This window comes from Gordonia sp. CPCC 205333, from assembly GCF_048537885.1.
GTDB lineage: Bacteria > Actinomycetota > Actinomycetes > Mycobacteriales > Mycobacteriaceae > Gordonia.
Genome location: NZ_JBCLVI010000001.1, coordinates 64,306 through 81,851 on the forward strand (window position 1 = coordinate 64,306; position 17,546 = coordinate 81,851).

The 17,546-nt window shown below is 61.2% G+C and carries 15 protein-coding genes; 10 read left to right on the forward strand and 5 right to left on the reverse strand.

Annotated elements, in window-relative coordinates:
* The first annotated feature begins 14 nt into the window (after positions 1-14).
* Complete coding sequence (locus AAFP29_RS00335) at positions 15-659, forward strand: TetR/AcrR family transcriptional regulator (RefSeq protein ID WP_419215313.1); 645 nt, start codon at positions 15-17, stop codon at positions 657-659.
* Between the two features lie 18 nt (positions 660-677).
* Here the strand turns inward: AAFP29_RS00335 and AAFP29_RS00340 are convergent, their stop codons facing one another.
* Positions 678-2,012 carry a cytochrome P450 gene (locus tag AAFP29_RS00340; RefSeq protein ID WP_419215314.1) on the reverse strand — a complete coding sequence of 445 codons (1,335 nt, stop codon included), beginning with the start codon at positions 2,010-2,012 and terminating at the stop codon, positions 678-680.
* A gap of 309 nt (positions 2,013-2,321) precedes the next feature.
* Between AAFP29_RS00340 and AAFP29_RS00345 the strand changes: the two genes are divergently transcribed.
* Positions 2,322-2,897, forward strand: a complete 576-nt coding sequence (locus AAFP29_RS00345) for a TerD family protein (protein WP_419215315.1) — start codon at positions 2,322-2,324, stop codon at positions 2,895-2,897.
* A gap of 143 nt (positions 2,898-3,040) precedes the next feature.
* On the forward strand, positions 3,041-4,150 hold the full coding sequence (locus AAFP29_RS00350) for a DUF475 domain-containing protein (RefSeq protein WP_419215316.1): 1,110 nt from the start codon (positions 3,041-3,043) through the stop codon (positions 4,148-4,150).
* 16 nt (positions 4,151-4,166) lie between these two features.
* On the opposite strand, the gene AAFP29_RS00355 is transcribed toward AAFP29_RS00350, so the two are convergent.
* The 3 genes from AAFP29_RS00355 to AAFP29_RS00365 are packed head-to-tail and all read right to left on the reverse strand — an operon-like array spanning position 4,167 to position 6,305.
* The gene (locus AAFP29_RS00355; protein ID WP_419216305.1) at positions 4,167-4,922 is read right to left on the reverse strand and encodes an AIM24 family protein; all 756 of its coding nucleotides are present in this window, start codon (positions 4,920-4,922) and stop codon (positions 4,167-4,169) included.
* A 20-nt stretch (positions 4,923-4,942) separates the two neighbouring features.
* Positions 4,943-5,674, reverse strand: a complete 732-nt coding sequence (locus tag AAFP29_RS00360; protein ID WP_419215317.1) for an AIM24 family protein — start codon at positions 5,672-5,674, stop codon at positions 4,943-4,945.
* A 10-nt stretch (positions 5,675-5,684) separates the two neighbouring features.
* Positions 5,685-6,305 carry an AIM24 family protein gene (locus AAFP29_RS00365; RefSeq protein ID WP_419215318.1) on the reverse strand — a complete coding sequence of 207 codons (621 nt, stop codon included), beginning with the start codon at positions 6,303-6,305 and terminating at the stop codon, positions 5,685-5,687.
* Positions 6,306-6,525: 220 nt separating this feature from the next.
* Between AAFP29_RS00365 and AAFP29_RS00370 the strand changes: the two genes are divergently transcribed.
* Genes AAFP29_RS00370 through AAFP29_RS00390 form a run of 5 tightly spaced genes read left to right on the forward strand, consistent with a single transcriptional unit; the run spans position 6,526 to position 12,347 of the window.
* A complete protein-coding gene (locus AAFP29_RS00370) occupies positions 6,526-7,716 on the forward strand; it encodes an HpcH/HpaI aldolase/citrate lyase family protein (RefSeq protein WP_419215319.1) in 1,191 nt (396 codons plus the stop codon).
* The gene (locus AAFP29_RS00375) at positions 7,716-9,014 is read left to right on the forward strand and encodes a phosphoribosyltransferase family protein (protein ID WP_419215320.1); all 1,299 of its coding nucleotides are present in this window, start codon (positions 7,716-7,718) and stop codon (positions 9,012-9,014) included. Before AAFP29_RS00370 ends, AAFP29_RS00375 begins: the two co-directional genes overlap by 1 nt.
* 11 nt (positions 9,015-9,025) lie before the next feature.
* Complete coding sequence (locus AAFP29_RS00380; protein ID WP_419216306.1) at positions 9,026-10,147, forward strand: cysteine protease StiP family protein; 1,122 nt, start codon at positions 9,026-9,028, stop codon at positions 10,145-10,147.
* 59 nt (positions 10,148-10,206) lie between these two features.
* Positions 10,207-11,034 carry an HAD family hydrolase gene (locus tag AAFP29_RS00385; RefSeq protein ID WP_419216307.1) on the forward strand — a complete coding sequence of 276 codons (828 nt, stop codon included), beginning with the start codon at positions 10,207-10,209 and terminating at the stop codon, positions 11,032-11,034.
* Positions 11,031-12,347 carry a TerD family protein gene (locus tag AAFP29_RS00390; RefSeq protein ID WP_419215321.1) on the forward strand — a complete coding sequence of 439 codons (1,317 nt, stop codon included), beginning with the start codon at positions 11,031-11,033 and terminating at the stop codon, positions 12,345-12,347. The genes AAFP29_RS00385 and AAFP29_RS00390 overlap by 4 nt, the downstream gene beginning before the upstream one ends.
* Before the next feature lie 38 nt (positions 12,348-12,385).
* Here the strand turns inward: AAFP29_RS00390 and AAFP29_RS00395 are convergent, their stop codons facing one another.
* Positions 12,386-14,275, reverse strand: coding sequence for a YhgE/Pip family protein (locus AAFP29_RS00395; RefSeq protein WP_419215322.1), 1,890 nt, complete (start codon positions 14,273-14,275; stop codon positions 12,386-12,388).
* Positions 14,276-14,683: 408 nt separating this feature from the next.
* On the opposite strand from AAFP29_RS00395, the gene AAFP29_RS00400 reads away from it, so the two are divergent.
* Together AAFP29_RS00400 and AAFP29_RS00405 are read left to right on the forward strand one after the other, a co-directional pair.
* Positions 14,684-16,426: a PE-PPE domain-containing protein gene (locus AAFP29_RS00400; protein ID WP_419215323.1), complete on the forward strand. Its 1,743-nt coding sequence runs from the start codon at positions 14,684-14,686 to the stop codon at positions 16,424-16,426.
* Between the two features lie 90 nt (positions 16,427-16,516).
* On the forward strand, positions 16,517-17,395 hold the full coding sequence (locus tag AAFP29_RS00405; RefSeq protein ID WP_419215324.1) for a bile acid:sodium symporter family protein: 879 nt from the start codon (positions 16,517-16,519) through the stop codon (positions 17,393-17,395).
* Positions 17,396-17,546: the final 151 nt, after the last annotated feature.

Genomic DNA, 17,546 nt, shown 5'->3' on the forward strand with positions numbered 1-17,546 from the left:
CTAGAATGTCTGCTGTGCCCCAGACCGAAGGAACGGAAGTTCAACCAGAGAAACGGGTCCGGCTCACGGCAGCTAAACGGGAGGCTCAGCTGCTCGACATCGCCGAGGAGACCTTTAGCAAATTTGGGTATGAAGGCACCACCATCGACAAGATCGCGAAAGCATCTGGCGTCAGTCGGGCGATGGTCTATCAGCATCACGGCACCAAGGACGAGATTTTTCTCGCATGCGTGCGACGAGCGCGCACGCTTTTCGAGCAAGCGCTGATCGAGAAGATCGGTGTTCCGAGCACCGACTGGGACGCCAAGATCGAAGCGGGCGGGCGAGTCTATTTCGAGCTCATCGCTGAGAACCCGCAGCGTTGGCGGCTATTGTTCGCCACATCGGCCGGCGTCGGTGGGCATCTCGCCGACGAACTCGTCCAACTGCGGGCGCATACCGTGAAGATGACCGCGGGCGCGTTGCGCGGGTATTTTCCCGACGCCGAAGGGGAGACGCTGATCGCCCTGGCTTCGGTGCTGTCTGGTGCGGCCGAACAACTCGGGCGCTGGTGGATAACCGACCCGCAGGTATCGGAATCACGAGTTCTGTCCTATTACGTCGCCGCCGCGAGAGGAGCATTGTTTGAGATGCTCGGCCTACCGCACGGCATGAAATAGCCCAGCCCGGTTACGGCGTTACGCACTCGCTCGGCTCCGCGTGCCGACCCGTGCGGGCAACTTCTCATACCCGTGCAAGTTGATCAGTCCCCGATGTACCGGCGGGCCGGTCAGTCGCAGATCCGGATAGCGTTCGACCAGCGACCGCAGCGCGATGACGCCCTCCATACGTGCGAGTGAAGCGCCAAGGCACGCGTGAACGCCGCTGCTGAAGGCCAGATGGTCGCGCGCGTTATCCCGTGCGACGTCGAACTTCGCCGGGTCGTTGAAGATAGCCGGATCCCTATTCGCGCCGCCGATGAGTGTCACTACCACTTCATTCGGCTCAATTGTCCTCTGCGGCAACTCGATCCGCTCTTTGGCGACTCTCCCAGTTAGTTGCACCGGACTGTCGTAGCGAAGGATCTCCTCAATGGCGTTGGGCCACAACGACGGATCTGACCGCAGTACATTGAGTTGATCGGGGTGTCGTTGCAATGCGACGATCCCGTTGCCGATCAGGTTGACCGTCGTTTCAAAACCCGCGCCGAGCAATAGGGCGGCTGTCGCCTTGAGTTCGCGTGGATTCAGATCACCCTCGGCGATGACGGTCCCCAAGATGCCATCGTTGCCCGATGCGCGTAGCGAGGCGATGTGGTCGTCGAGGAAGCGATCGAATGCGACGAGACTGTCCGAAGCCTGACGGTAGGCAGCCCAGCTGATGCCGACGTCGAGGAGGACCGATCCGTGCGCTCCCCATCTCAGCAGTTTCGGCGCGTGTTCCAACGGCACACCGAGCATTTCGGCGATGATCGCTACCGGTAGTTTCGCGGCGTAATCGGCCACCAGGTCGACCCTCGGTTTGGTCTCCAGGCCGTCGAGCAGTTGTTCGGTCACTTCCTGGATTCGAGCGTCGAGTACAGCCAGGGCCCTGGGCGTGAACGCCCGAGACACCAGCTTGCGATACCGGGTGTGTACCGGCGGGTCGACGGCGAGCATCGCGGGTGACTCGACGGGGTTGGGCAGGCCCGGCTCGGTGACGCGGAAGATCCATTTGATCGACGCCGGCAGTGGTAGATTGCCGATTGCCAAAGTGACGAACCGTTTGTCGCGCAACACTTCTCGGGTCACGGCATAGTCGGCGGTCACCAGTCCGGCCAGACCGGGCGCCAGTGGTCCGTTGGCCCTGATCCGCTCGATGGCGGGATATGGATCATCGGTGCCGCCCGCGCCGGTCATGAACTGCGCGTAGGGGTCGCCGCGACGCGACATCGTGCGGAATCCGACGCGGGCCGCTCCGTGTTTCGCTACCCACCGAAACCAGTGTTTACCAACGCCCACAGCGTTCAGCCGATCACGACCGCTGAGTCTCATGAGACCTCACTCCCAAAGATCTTTCGACCGGCCCCGCCCGGTCGTCTAGGGGTGAGGCTACTCGTCGTGAAGTCTGCAGCGTCCGGAACTGTCCCGCCAGCAGGAGCAGGCGCCATATCGCCATCTGCTCGCGTCACGGGACAGTTCCAGGATCAGACGGCAGCGCGCGGGAAATGCCCGGATTTTCCGCTCTGGGCGAAGACGTGCCATTCACTTGTACGATGGCCTGGTGTCATGCGTCTCACCTAGGGTGGGATTAGTGCGCAAAATACATCCGCAACCGTGGATCGACAATTGGAGGAACGACTCATGGGCGTGAGCCTGAGCAAGGGCGGGAATGTCTCGCTGACCAAGGAAGCCCCCGGACTGACTGCGGTTTCGGTCGGCCTCGGCTGGGATGTCCGCACCACCACCGGCACCGATTTCGACCTCGATGCCAGCGCGATCGGTCTCACCACCGATAAGAAGATCGTCAACGACGGCTTCTTCGTGTTCTTCAACAACCTGAAGTCCCCCGAGGGTTCCATCGAGCACACCGGCGACAACCTGACCGGCGAGGGCGAAGGCGATGACGAGGTCATCAAGGTAAACCTGGCCGCCGTCCCGGCCGAGGTCGATTCGATCACCTTCCCGGTCTCGATTTACGAAGGCGGCGCTCGCAGTCAGTCCTTCGGACAGGTCCGCAACGCGTTCATCCGCGTCGTGAACCAGGCCGACGGTAACGAGCTGGCCCGCTACGACCTCTCCGAGGACGCCTCAACCGAGACCGCCATGATCTTCGGTGAGTTGTACCGCAACGGTGCGGAGTGGAAGTTCCGCGCCATCGGGCAGGGCTACGCATCCGGCCTTTCCGGAATCGCCCGCGACTTCGGCGTGAATGTCTAAGCGCAACAACTGATTTCGTCGAACCGCCGGCGCTGATCGGATATTTCCGCAGCGTCGGCGGTTTTGCGCACACCAGGGTCTGATTTGCCGTGAATGCACAGTCGGCCCGGCTCTACCCCTTGACCAATGCATGAAAGGCCATCGTGGTTATCCGCATATTCGGCTTATCGTTTCTCATCACCGCTATCTCTCTGGTGGTTGCCGTTCTCTACGACGGCTGGGAGGCCTTAGCTCTCGTCGCCATCCTCGGCATCCTCGAAGTCTCACTCTCCTTCGACAACGCGGTCATCAACGCCACCGTGCTGCGGCGGATGAGCGAGTTCTGGCAGAAGATCTTCCTCACCATCGGCATCGTGATCGCCGTATTCGGCATGCGGTTGGTGTTCCCGCTGGCGATCGTGTGGATCACCGCGGGACTCAATCCCGTTGACGCACTTGATCTAGCCCTCAACCCACCGCCCGAGGGATCGGGTCAGGAGAGCTACGAATCGCTGATCACCGCCGCCCATCCGCAGATAGCGTCCTTCGGCGGCATGTTCCTGTTGATGCTGTTCCTCGGCTTCGTCCTGGAAGAGAAGGAACTCACCTGGCTCTCCTGGATCGAACGCCCACTTGAGCGCATCGGCAAACTTGACTCACTCGAAGTGGTCATCGCGACCGTCTTGCTGGTATGCACCGCTTCCTTCCTCGTCGACGACGACCACCGCGCGACGGTGATGATTGCCGGCTCCCTCGGCATGATCACCTACATGTTGGTCAATGGACTCGGCGAGTTGTTCAACATCGAAGAAGAGGACATCGAACAAGAACTCGACGAAAAGGCCGTTGCGACAAAGAAATCCGGCGGGCCGTCAGAGCTGGCGAAGGCTACCGGCAAGGCCGGCTTCTTCCTATTCCTCTATCTGGAAGTCCTCGACGCCTCGTTCTCGTTCGACGGCGTCATCGGTGCGTTCGCGATCACAGCGGATCCGATCCTCATCGCGCTCGGCCTCGGCTTCATCGGCGCGATGTTCGTTCGTTCGCTGACGGTCTATCTGGTCCGCAAGGGCACGCTGAGCGAATACGTGTACCTGGAGCACGGCGCCCACTGGGCGATCGGCGCCCTGGCGTTCATCCTGCTGTACTCGCTGGGCGGGACGCATATCCCCGAGGTCGTCACCGGACTCATCGGCGTTGTGTTGATCGCGGCCGCGCTGGTGTCGAGCATCATCCGACGCCGTCGCGAACAAGCGCTGGAGACCGCGAGCGTCTGATAGTCCGACGTCGGGTCTACTGCTGCTGACCCAACTGCTGCTGTATCTGCGAGTTGATCTGCTGTAGACCCGACGTCGAGATCCCCGGAAGTTGCCCGGTGATGTTACGAATCACATGCTGATCGTTGATGACCTTCTCACTTGATTGCACCAGAACCGTTCCGGCCCCGGTGAAGTCGAACTGCCGCTCCTCACCGGACCGCACACCCAAACCGTGTCCCGCGGCGGCGATGAAACTCGATACCCAGGCCTGGTCGTAGTGATGACTCGGTGACGGACAATCCGCCCAACCGACCATCGCCTCCGGGTCGACGCGCACTGGCGGCTCTACGAACATGACCGGCCCATTAGACGACGCCAGGAATTTGCCGGTGCCCACGAGTGTCACAAAGCCCGGCACGATCGACTGGTTCAACGTCAGATTCGGTTCGAACGCAAGCAGATTCGACGCCCGGATGGTCAGGTTGCCATTGTCTTCGAGATCGTAGGAATTGATGTCGTAACCGCGGTCGCCGATGATCAGCTTGCCGTGACCCTCGGCAACCACATAGTCGCCGAGATAGAGCGGCGCGGAGAATTGTTGCGACACCATCTGCAGTAACTGACCCTGCAGTCCGTGCTGCAATGACGTGAAATTCATCTGCCCGTAGTAGGCGATCATCGCGCCCTTGGACAGGAACCAGGGCTTCGCCAGGTCGATGCAGAACGAGTACTGATTGTCGGGGATGTTGTCGTCAACGGGGAGATTGTTGGGACTCCACACCGTATTCAGTTGGCTCCCTGATGGGTGACTCACAGCCGGTGCTCCGATGCTTGGACGAAGACCACACCCTGTCCGGTGCAGTCGAGTTGGAAGGCTTCGCCGCCCGTGCGGCCCATATTGCGGAAGCTCACGGTGGAGCGCAGGTTGGTCTGAATCTGCCCGACCGATGCCGCGAACGCCTGGGGATCGACCGTCAGCGGACTATTGGGCGAAACCGGCAGCGCAATGAAACCACCGTGACCGAGGATGACCGCGGTACCGACGCCGGTCAGCTGCGTCGTGAACATGCCCTGCCCGGTCGCGACTCCGCTTGCGGCCGAACGCAATGCACCCATCAGACCGCCGCCACCGCCACCCCCGCCACCTGACGATGTCGTGGAGACGACCGACGCTTGCAGCCCCTGCGTGTAGGCCAGAAGCCGGGACGCCTCGACCCGCATCTCGCCGCCCTGGCTGTACTGACCGGGCCCGCTCGCTCCGCTCCCGGTGCCCAAATCGACGACCTCCAGTTCGAGGCCGCGGTACCCGTAATGCACGGTGCCATTGCCCTGCGCGATCATCGTGGCTTCGTGTTCGCCCTGCATCATTCGACCGGCCATTCCGGCGAGTCCGCCCATGCCGCCGCCGCCCATACCGGGAATCTGGTGGGGCTGGAAGAACACCTGTCCGGTGTAGAACAACATCGCACCGCGGCGCGCGATGATCTGACCGGCCTGCGCCAGATTGACCGACACGACCTTACTGTTGACCTTGGTGAACATCTAGGCTCTCCTATCGCTCTGCCGGCTGAATGGACACCACACCAGTGCCATCCCACCGCAGTGAGAAGGCCTCGCCGCCGCCCTGCCCCATAGCCGAGCGCCAGGAAACGTCGGTGACGAATGACTGCGACAACTGTCCGCGCGCACACACGAACGCGTCCGGATCGACGACCAGTGGGAACTGCGGCGATACTTCCAGATGAATGAGCGGACCGCCTTTGGACAACAGAGCGACTTGGCCCTGGCCGGTGACCGTGGTGGTGAATAGACCTTGCCCCGACATTCCGCCGCGTACTCCCGCGAAGGTGATGTTGGTCGACAGGTTCGGCGTTAGCGCGAGTAGCTGTTGAGACTCAACCTGCAAGGTCTCGCCGGTCAGGTCGACGACGGTGACGTTGGCCGCGTCTTGAGCGAGGTACACCACTCCGGTGCCGGTACATTCCATCAGCGATAGTCCTTCGCCGGTGGCCTTCTGTTTAATACCGGCCAGCAATCCGTCGCCACCACCGAAACCGGCGGATTTGAAGGACACCTGACCTTCGAACGCGATCATCGAACCGCTCAACGCCCGGATGGAACTGTTGTTGAGATGAGCCTCGACGACCCGCTTCGTTTTCGAAACGAGTTGCATGAAACGGAACCCTTCGCAGAGGTAATTACTGGTGAGCCGCCATATTCTTACAATTACGACGGCGACCGACGAATACGACAATAGCGCCACCGGAGCCACGCCGGGGGTACTCGTCCGGCATTTCATGCCGAGGTCATTTGCCTGGCGCACACGCGTCCGATTTCGCCGGTACGATCACGGATGTCGCTTTCCGGGGGCCTGCAGCGAGAGGAGTTGCCCCATGAGTATTTCCGCGGAACCTATTCGCACCTCCCTTCGCTATTTCAATCATCTGACGCCAGACGTCATGGAGCGTCTCTTCCTCCAGCCACCACAACCCTTCTCCGACGATGACCAACGTGAACGTCTCGCGTACGCATTGGGTGCGACGCTCTATGTTCCCGGCACCCGACCGGATCTGCCCGCCACCATCACCCGCCGGTGCGCCGACGGCGTGCGGTCGATGGTCATCGATCTGGAAGACGCGGTCGCCGACGATGAACTGGAAACCGGTCTCGCACAGACGGTCGCCACTCTCGACGCGCTGGCCGGCACCCCGGCCGCGGGAATGTTGCTCTTCGTCCGCACTCGCACCGCCGGTGATATCCGCCGGTTGATCGATCGTCTCGGGCCGGGCGTCGATACCCTGACTGGTTTCGTAGTACCGAAGTTCACCGCCGAATCCGAACCGGCGCTGGCAGCCGTCGCCGACGCCGGGACTTATGCCGGCAAACACCTGTATGTGATGCCGGTTCTCGAATCACCCGAGCTGGTCTACCGGGAGAGCCGTGACGCGCAGCTTCAAGCCATCTCCGAACTTCTTGGCCGATACCGATCCCACGTACTCGCCGCCCGGATCGGTGCGACCGACATGTGCGGGGTTTACGGTATTCGGCGCGATCGGGACCTCACCATCTATGACGTGGCCGTCATCGCCGAGGCAATCACCGGAATCGTGAATTATCTTGGGCGGCAGGATGACTCGGGCTTTACCATCACCGGCCCGGTATGGGAGTACTTCGCCGACCACGAGCGGATGTTCCGCCCGATGCTGCGGACCACGCCATTCGCGGAAAACGATGCCGTCCGGTTCCGTCAACAACTGGTAAGCCGTGATCTCGACGGTCTGCTTCGTGAGATCGCACTTGATCGCGCCAACGGCATCCACGGCAAAACCGTTATCCACCCCTCCCACGTGGCACCGGTCAATGCGCTGTCCGCGGTCACTCACGAGGAATATCTCGACGCCTGCGATATCACCGCGTCCAAAGCCGGTGGTGTCCGAGCTTCGACCTATGGGAACAAGATGAATGAAGCCAAGCCGCACCGAATTTGGGCCCAGCAGGTGTTGAGCCGCGCGTCGGTTTTCGGCGTGACCAACCAGGGCATCACCTTCGTCGATCTGCTCACCGAGTTGGTGACGCCAAGCTGATGAGCAGTTCGTCACCGCAGTGGACCGAGCGTAACCTCGGTTTGTCCGTATCGGATGCAGCCGGGGATTCTTCTTGGCACGCAACCGAACTCGTCATCCCGGGTCTACGCCGCAATCCTCGTCGAGCGCATCTGTTGGTCTCGACGGTACTCGGCAAACATATCCCGACTGATCCGCGTAAAGTCCGCGCGGCTGCCGAATCCCTCGGCGACCTGGTCGCCGACGCTTTAGGACGACTCGCTCCCTCTGTCGACGCCGATGCCGCGACGATATTCGGATTCGCCGAAACTGCAACGGGATTGGGACACGGGGTAGCTGCCCACCTGCGCAGTCACTGCTATCTGCAGTCGACGCGGCGCACTGGTCCCGACGTTGACGTAGTCGGCGAGTTCACCGAGGGGCATTCGCACGCCACCCGTCATTTGATCCAGCCGACGTCGGCGGAATTATTTGCCGATACCAATGTGCCACTGGTTCTCGTCGACGACGAGATCTCAACCGGCGCGACCGCGATAGACGCCATTCACTCGCTACACGCGATCGCACCGCACCCGGCGTATGTGGTTGCCTCGCTCGTCGACATGCGCACAGCCGACAACCGGGCGGAAAATAGCGTTGCGGCAGCCGAATTGGGGGTGGCTATCGAATTCGTCGCGCTCGCCGCGGGGTCGGTGACACTGCCGGCCGAATTGCCAACCGCGGTCGCCGCACTGGAGGCCGCTCCGTTGAATCCGGTTGCCAGCCAACCCGGTTCCGTCGACTTTCGCTACCTCGACTGGCCGACCGACATTCCCGACGGTGGTCGCTTCGGCTTCCTCGCCGACGACTACGACCGGTTCAACGCGGCGGTCTATGACGCCACGGCACTGATCGATACCCGACTGCACGGTGGCGACGTCGTTGTCGTCGGGCATGAGGAATTGATGTATCTGCCGCAGCGGATCGCCGAGGCGTTGATCACCGGAGGGCGCGACGTCAGGTATCAGACGACCACTCGCTCACCGGCCGTCGTACTCGACGCCGACGGTTACCCACTGCGCCGTGGATTCGAATTCATTGCGCCCGAAGCTGATCCGACGGCACGCCGCTACTTGTACAACGCGACGCACAAGCACGACGAACCTAGTCAGATCGTGCTGGTGGTGGACACCCCGGCCGACTCCGACGAACTCCGCGGCCCCGGTGGACTGCTCGATGTTCTCACCCAGGCCGGTCACGATGTACTGGTCGTGGTGGTGCCCACGCCAACTCAGGCTGGCCTTCGGGCCGCCCGCGCACATGTGAAGGCAGGCCGATGACAACCGGAATCATCACTGAGCCATTGACCGGACCGGCCTTCGGTTCCTACGCCGCCGACGAAGTGACATGGCTGCTCAAAGACCTCTCGGATGTGGATTTGGAAGCCGACGTCGCGCTGCGCGAGCGTCGAATTCAGTCGGGCACAGCGCATTACGCCGAATCATTGCCGATCGAGTATCAGCCGACCGACTCGTACCGGCAGCTATTCGACGAAACGCTGACCGCGTCGGCACCAAGGCTGGCCGAGGCTGTGGGTGCGGTGACCGACCTGCTGATCGCCGATCGTGGAGTGGATCTGGTGTTGGTATCGCTGGCTCGCGCCGGAACTCCGGTCGGAATTCTGATGCGCCGGTGGGCCGCCCATCGGCACGGACTCGACTGGCCCCACTACGCGGTCTCGATCGTGCGAGATCGCGGTATCGATGCGGTGGCACTCGATTATCTTGCCGCGCACCATGAGCCGTCGTCGATCGTGTTTGTCGACGGATGGACCGGCAAAGGTGCGATAGCCAAAGAGTTGTCCGAAGCGCTGCGTGAATACTCCGCCGTGAATGGAACCGCGTTCAATGACGATCTGGCTGTCCTCGCCGATCCCGGATCGTGTGTCCGCACCTACGGCACGCGCAGCGACTTCCTCATCGCCTCGGCATGCCTGAATTCGACGGTATCCGGGCTGGTGTCGCGGACGGTGTTGAACGCTGATCTGATCGGCCCGGGGGAGTTCCACGGAGCCAAGTTCTATCGGGAACTTGTACCATTCGATGTATCAAATATCTTGCTGGACAAGGTGTCCGATGAATTCGACGCCGTCGAGTTGTCAGCTGCCCGAATGGCACAGCAGATCGCTGACTCTGACCGCACTCCGACGTGGTCCGGGTGGGCGTCGGTGGAGAAGGTTCGTGAGCGCTACGGCATCTCATCGGTGAATTTCGTGAAGCCCGGCGTAGGTGAGACTACGCGTGTCTTGCTGCGGCGGGTGCCGTGGAAGGTGTTGGTACGCAACGCCGATGCTCCCGAACACGCGCATATTCGACTGCTGGCCGCCGATCGCGGTGTGCCGGTCGAGGTTGTCGATGATCTGGCCTATTCCTGCATGGGCCTCATCGCACCGGTCGAGAGTGATGAGCAGTGACCGAGACTGCCGTTCCCGAGCGAGGCGACACGCTCATCGCGACCGATCTCGACCGGACGATGATCTATTCGCGAACCGCGATGGGCGAGAATCAGTTTCAGACCACTTCGCCGCAGTGCGTCGAGATCTATGACGACGCGCCGCTGTCATATATGACGCGGCGCGCGGTTGATCAATTGACCGCGCTGGCAGCCTCGGCAGTCGTGGTTCCCACCACCACTAGGACACCGGAACAATACAATCGGATCTCGCTGCCCGGTGGCCCGTACCGGTTCGCGGTGACCAGCAACGGCGGTGCGATCCTGGTCAACGGCGTGCGAGATCGACTGTGGGACAGTCATATCTCCGAGCAAGTGGCCACCGTGGGAACATCACTCGCCGACATCCTCGCGGCTCTCACCGAGCGCGTGCCCGTCGCTCATCCGGTCGATGGTTGGGTCCGTAAGGTGCGTGTCGCCGACGACCTGTTCTGCTATCTCGTCGTAGAGCCGAGTCGCCAGCCAGTCGAGTTTCTGCCCGCCTGGCAGGAGTTGTGCGCTGCCAGTGGCTGGAGCGCGTCCCAGCAGGGCCGCAAGATCTACACCATGCCGTTGGCCGTCACCAAGAGCGCGGCCATCGGTGAAGTTCGGCGCCGACTCGTGGCGGACGGGACGCTCTCCGCCTCGCACACGCTACTGGCCGCCGGCGATGGCTGGCTGGACAATGATCTGCTGCTCGCCGCTGATGCCGCGATCCGGCCGCGCCACGGAGAATTGGAGTCGCTCGGCTGGCAGGCGGCTAACGTATCGGTAACCGTCGGCGCTGGGGCATTAGCCGGCGAGGAGATTCTTTCGTGGATGCACTCGAGGACCGCCCACATCCTCACCGACCGAATAGGAACGACGTGACACCTCTAGTCAAAGGCCAGAATGGTCCGTTAACCACGACCAACGTGGTGGTTTCGGTGACGCTGACTGCTCCGGCCGATGTGTCGGCGCTGCTGGTTACCGATAGCGGCAAGGTCCGCTCCGACGCCGATTTCGTGTTCTTCAATCAGCCGAACGGGCCGGGCGTCAACCTCGTCACTGGACCATCGGGTGCATCGCTGCATATCGACAGCCGCAACGTGCCGGCCGATATTGATCAGATCCGCGCCGTCATCACCCTCGACGACGCGTCCAGCAATTTCGGCCGCTACCCCGCGCCGACCGCACGGGTCGCCGACGCCAACGGCGTCGAACTGTACTCGTATCAAATCGACGGATTGAATACCGAATCGGTAGTCATCGCGCTGGAGGTGTACCGCCGCCAGGGTGATTGGAAGGTGCGTGCCGTAGGGCAGGGCTACGCGGGCGGATTCGCCGACCTGGTGCGCGATCACGGCGTCACCGTCGATGACGCTCCGGCGCCGAGTGCCCCACCCGCGCCGATGGGTGTCCCACCGACTCCTGCGCCACCGACCTTGGACTATCCGGCACCGAGTTATGGCACACCGGCGCAGCCGCCGAGCTATCCGGCACCAAATTTCGGCGCACCGGCCGCTTCACCACCGGCCGTCCCTCCGCCGTCCGCACCGGCGCAGCCCGCGGCCGCACCTGCTGCTCCCGCAGGCGAGATCAGCCTGACCAAGGCCCGTCCGGTGAGCCTGACCAAGGGGCAGAAAGTCACCCTGCGTAAAGACGGCGGCGTCGCCCTCACCCAGATTCGGATGGGCCTGGGATGGGATCCGATTCGAAAGGGCGGCGGCAGATTTGGCGGCGGCGGGCGCAGCGCCAGCATCGACCTCGACGCCTCGGTGATTCTGTTCGCCGGCCAACAGCCTTTCGACACAATCTATTTCGGAAATCTGCGAACACCGGACGGTTCGATCGTGCACTCGGGTGACAATCTCACCGGCGAAGGTGAGGGTGACGATGAAGTCATCAACGTCGACCTCCCAAGAATTCCACCGCAGGTCGACACCCTGCTCTTCATTGTCACGTCGTACCGGGGACAGACTTTCGAGCAGGTGGACAACGCCTTCTGCCGGTTGGTGGACTCGACGACGAACGCCGAGTTGGCCCGCTACACCCTTAAGGGCGGAATGCCTTTCACCGCAATGGTCATGGCGACCATCGTCCGATCGGGCAACGACTGGAAGCTGCACGCCATCGGTGAGGGACTGAACGCGAAGACGCCGGGTAAGGCATTGCCTCTGCTGGGACCGTTCTTGGGTAGGTAGTGCTGGCCGCGCACCGATGGTGCGCGGCCAGTCGTTCGTTAGCCGACGGTAACCAATTCTGATCCCGCATCAGCATCTGGGCGGCCGCCGTCGCCGCCGTGATTCGCGTATCGCTTGCGGAAGAAATACACAGCTGCGAAGTTGATGGCTGTGGCGATAACGGTGATCAACACAATTATCGCCAGTCCGGGTCCAAAACCGGGCGCTCCGTTGAAGGCGCCGATCAACCCCTCGCGCACATAGGTCAGCGGCGTCACCGGGTGCAACCACCGCAACGGAGCGGGCAATGTCTCGACCATCCAGATACCGCCATAGGCGAAGAGCTGGAGCATCAACCAGGCCAGGGATGTTAGGGCGCCGGCGCCATAGCCGAGCACCGTGAAGAGGACCGAGAAGATCGCGACGTTCATTATCGTCGCGGCGCCGACGATAATCGCCACTTGTAACGTGGAGGCGGGAGTGGGTGCCGGGTCCAAGAATGCCCACAGTCCAAGTGCTATCACCCCGACGCCGGCAAGACTGACCGCACATACCGCCACCGCACGACGCAGTACGGTCGCAACGGTCGGCGGTTGATCGGTACCCAATATGTAGCGGCGTCCGCGAAATGACAACAGGACTGCGATTACGACTAGAGCTGAAGCGAAGATCAGGAGTGTCGGCGCGGCTCCGGGACCGCCGAACTGTGCCCGTGCCAAGTTCTCCGATTGGCTGGCCACCGGAGTGCTAATGAGTTTCGCCAGCGATTCCTGCTGAGTCTCGTCGCCCATGTCGGGCGCTTTGCTCGCGCCGGCAGACAATCCATCAGTGAGGGTCGTTGCGCCTGTGTCAAGACGTTCGGCGCCGTGTTGCAGCCGGATCGCACCGGCCGTGAGTTGCGAGGTTCCCACGTTGATCTGCTGCATGCCAGATGACAATTGGGTAGCTCCGGTAGCTAGCTGTGTGCTTCCAGCGGCGATGCGGTCGACTCCACTGCGGTAGGCAGCAGTGGGATCGGTTAGTTCGGTGGCGACTCGGCGACTCCCAGCCTGCAACTGCTGTAAACCGGTGAGTAGTTCCGTGACCTTCTCAACCCCGGCGCCGGGTGGTAAGGCTTGCTGTAAGCGAGTGAGCTGGGCTTTCAGTGCTGCGATATCGACGCGGGTAACCAGTTTGTCGATGCCGTCGGCGACTTTGGTCGCACCGTCACCGAGTCGAACCGTTCCCGCCTGCAATTGCGTTGCGCCAGTGGATAATTTGGCTGATCCGGAAGCAAGTTGGGCGCTACCCGCGGTTGCTTTTCTTACCCCGGGACCCAATTTGTCGACGAGAGACATTGAGAGAGTGTCGGCACCGTCGCTTAGCTGTCCGGTGCCTTCGGAAAGCTGCTGCGAGCCTGCCGCGGCCTTCTTGAGCCCGGTTCCCAAGTCATCAACGCCGCTGACGACTTTGCCAACCGTCGTACTGGACACACCACGCAGCACCGCAGCCTGAACCTTGCTCATCGCCGCGGCACCGATACTCGACGCCTTGACCGTGTTGTTGTCGTTGTAGGTCACGGTGATCAGCGCGGGGGCCTTGGTGACTGAACCGATTTTTGCCAATGTCTCGCTGAAGTTCTCCGGAATCCGAATGACGAAATAGTAGTCGCCGCTGTTGAGTCCGCGGGTCGCGGTTTCCTGGTCGACCGCCTCGAAGCCGAGCGCATGCGAGTCGAGCAGGTTTTTAGTCACCTGTGCGCCGGCGCTGACGCGAGAATCCCCGTCGCCGAAGGGCTTGTCGGCGTTGACAACGGCGACTGGTAACTCGTCGACGCTCTTCGTCGGGTCCCACATCCACCACATGTAGATCGCCGAGAAGGCCAACGGAATAGTCACTACTACGGCCAGGAGCACGCGCAGCACGCGTGATCGCTGCACCAGTGTCTCGGTGTTGGCTGAGCCGCTCATCGTGCACCTCCGTAGACATCGGCGGCGTTGAGCGCGCGCGAGGATCGAGGTAGCCATGTAGGAGTTGGACGTCGCATAACGCGGGGCCTTTCAAAGGGCTCGATGAGGCACTGACCAGGGATTCTCTCGGCGAGAGCAGGTGATCTTCGTCGCACCATCGGCGATCTCAGGGATAGCTGCCAGATTTTGACGAGTCGAAAATATCCCATCTCGCCTCAACTGGCAATCTGTAAGTTACACCTTGCCAGTATTCCGATTATGTGATTAGGATCATTGCGACGATGGCGACAGTCATCACAGTCACACCGTGATGTGATGACTGACTCAGATGCTTTTGGTCGTTCGTGACCAGTAGTGACCAGGTCGGTCAGCACGCGGTCACTTAGCGGTAACGAAAGAGGTTGTGAGATGAACAGAGGTACGCGCCTGGTCGCTACTCTGCTGGCGGCGAGTACTTTCGCGGGACTGGCGGTGACACCATTGGTCGGCACTGCATCAGCTTCGCCACGAGGTTCTGGCGAGTCGACTGCCGTGGCGGTGTCCACCGCCCAGAAGCGGCTTAGCGCAAAGGACTCTAGGTTAAAGCCGCTGCCGGGCGGGTTGACCGTTGGCGTGGGACCGACCGGAGATCCGATCGCGATGACACTGCCATTGTTCTTCTGGGGGACAGCGGTGCCGAAAGGCAACACCTATCTGCCAGTGTTCTACCCAGCGCTGATGGCTCCCACTTTGGTAACCGGGATTACCATGACGAACACATCGGTGGGGATCGGTGAAGTCCTTCTAAGACACGCGTTGCGTACGGTCCCGTCGGGTACCGCGACGACGGTAATCGGTATGTCGCAGGGCTGTTTCGTGGTCGATCGGACACGGGTAAGTCTGAAGAAGGGCCCGAACAGCCCGAAGTACCGCTTCTTGCTGCTAGGCAATCCGCTTAGGCCGAATGGTGGCGCTTCGACTCGTGGTAGCTCGATCGACTTCGCGCCGCTTCTGCCGTTCAAGTTACGTCTGGACCACGGTTGGCCGATCGTAGATGATCTGCCGTCAAGGATTACGGGCCTACCAATCGGTCGACCAAAGTCCGATGGCGACTTCCCTACCGTTGATGTGTCGACCACCTACGACGCCGTTTCTGACTTTCCGGCTTACGCGAATCCGCTGTCGATCGTGAATGCAGTTGCGGGTATAGCCTTTTCGCATGTCTTTCCCGGCTACGCTCTAGTCGATCCGAATGCGTCAAATAACACCTCGACGACGATCGGCAACACGACGTACGTCACGATCCCGTCGCGCACCCTGCCGATCTTGTACCCATTTCGACAAATCGCATCGCTATCGGGCAATACGCGTTACGTCGATGCGCTCGACCCGGTGTTGCGGCTCTTGATTGAAGCCGGCTACGACCGCGGCGCTGATCCCGCAAAGGTGAAGGGCTTCACCATCGTCACGCCACAATCGAAGATCAATGAAGTGCGTCGCCAACTTCCCAAGGCGTATCTCGAGACGCTGGCGGTGCTAGCCGGCAAGCCACTTCCGATCCCCGTGATCGAGGGGTCGAAGACCCCAAGCACCGGGCCCGAAATCAAAGCCACGATCCCGGGAACGCTCAACGATCCGCTGCCCGGAACCACATCCTTTCCAGTTCCTGATCCCAATGACCCACTTCAGAACTTGATCGGTATGGCCCTCACCGGCGACGCCGGAAAGCGGTTCGGAGGTCCGTTTGGGCTCAGTCTGGGCGGCGCTGCGGGCAAACTTGAGGGCTACGCGGAGGGGGCCAGTGTCGCGACGAACATACTGGCGCGCAAGGGTGTTACGCCCAAGACAATCGATGAGGCGCTACTCGCCGGCGACACCGCCGCGACTGAGTACGCGATTCGGCGCTCGGGCAAGGGCCGGATTACTGGTAGTTCCTTAGGTGGCGGTGCCAACCAGGGGATAGTCGGGGCACTCAGAGCCGGAAACGACACGATGGCGAAGAGTGGAAGCCTCCCGGCGGGGATCAATGCTGGACTGACCGCCTTTCGGAAAGGATTTCAAAAGGGCAATGATGAAGCATTAGCCGATTCTAACAACGAGCGAACATCGTCGAATTCTGCGAGGCAGTCGAAACTCATAAAGAAGTCGCTAGTTCCCATGCGGCGACGTTAATTCTTGCGGCGGATCGGGGCGCCTGTTCGGGGTGCCCCGAGCTCGCAGTGAATCCTTGGTCAGTGGGGTCCACAGAATGGAGGATGGAACATGACCGATTCAGCGTTAATCACCACGGGTTTGCCTGTCGCATTGGCGATCATCATGTTTGGACTCGGCCTATCGTTGACGCTGGGTGACTTCCGTCGTGTAGCACGGACGCCTAAGGCCGTTGCGGTGGCACTATTTCTGCAAGTCGTGATACTGCCGATGGTCGCGTTGACTCTAATTTTGATCTTTGATGTAGAACCTCTGCTGGCTGTCGGACTAATGCTGCTGGCGGCGTCACCAGGTGGGACAACCGCCAGCTTGTTCAGTCATCTCTTTCGCGGTGACGTGGCTTTGAATATCACGTTGACCGCGATCAACTCTGTGCTTGCCGTGATCACCATACCGGTCTTCACCAATTTCGCCATCGGGTATTTTGATGTCGACGGAAAGCTTGGACTGCAATTCGGAAAGATTAGTGAGGTACTCGCGTTCATCCTTATTCCGGTGGTTATCGGGATGTTCGTCCGCACTCAGGCGCCGAAATTCGCCCTCCGTATGGATCGCCCGGTTCGTATTTTCTCTATCGTCATTCTCGCTACGGTTTCAGTTGGCGCCCTTATTGGCGAGCGGGATAATGCGCTGGACTATCTCCTGCAGATTGGCCTTGTCACCGCGCTGTTCTGTCTATTTAGTCTGACCCTGGGTTATCTCGGCGCACGCATACTCAGGCTTGATCAACCGAGTTCGGTCGCAAGTTCAATGGAAGTCGGTATTCACAACACCACGGTTGCCCTCACTGTCGCGTTAAGTGTCCTTGAGAACCCGATAGTGGCTATTCCCAGTGCGGTCTATTCGGTCTTCATGTATCCATTTGCCGCAGCATTTGGCTACGCAGTCACCCGCGAGAGAAGCCATGCCATTGAGTCGAGGCCGGCGTAGTCCCACGACGAGGAGACTCAGCCTTTGCGCCCGACCGTGATCAATGTGAGTCCCAGCAGCGTCGACGTAGCGCCGGGCGGGCCTCGCGCCAATCAGTTGGCTGCGGGTGCCGCCGCGCGGAACGTTACCTGCCGTCGTGACGGCTGAGCCG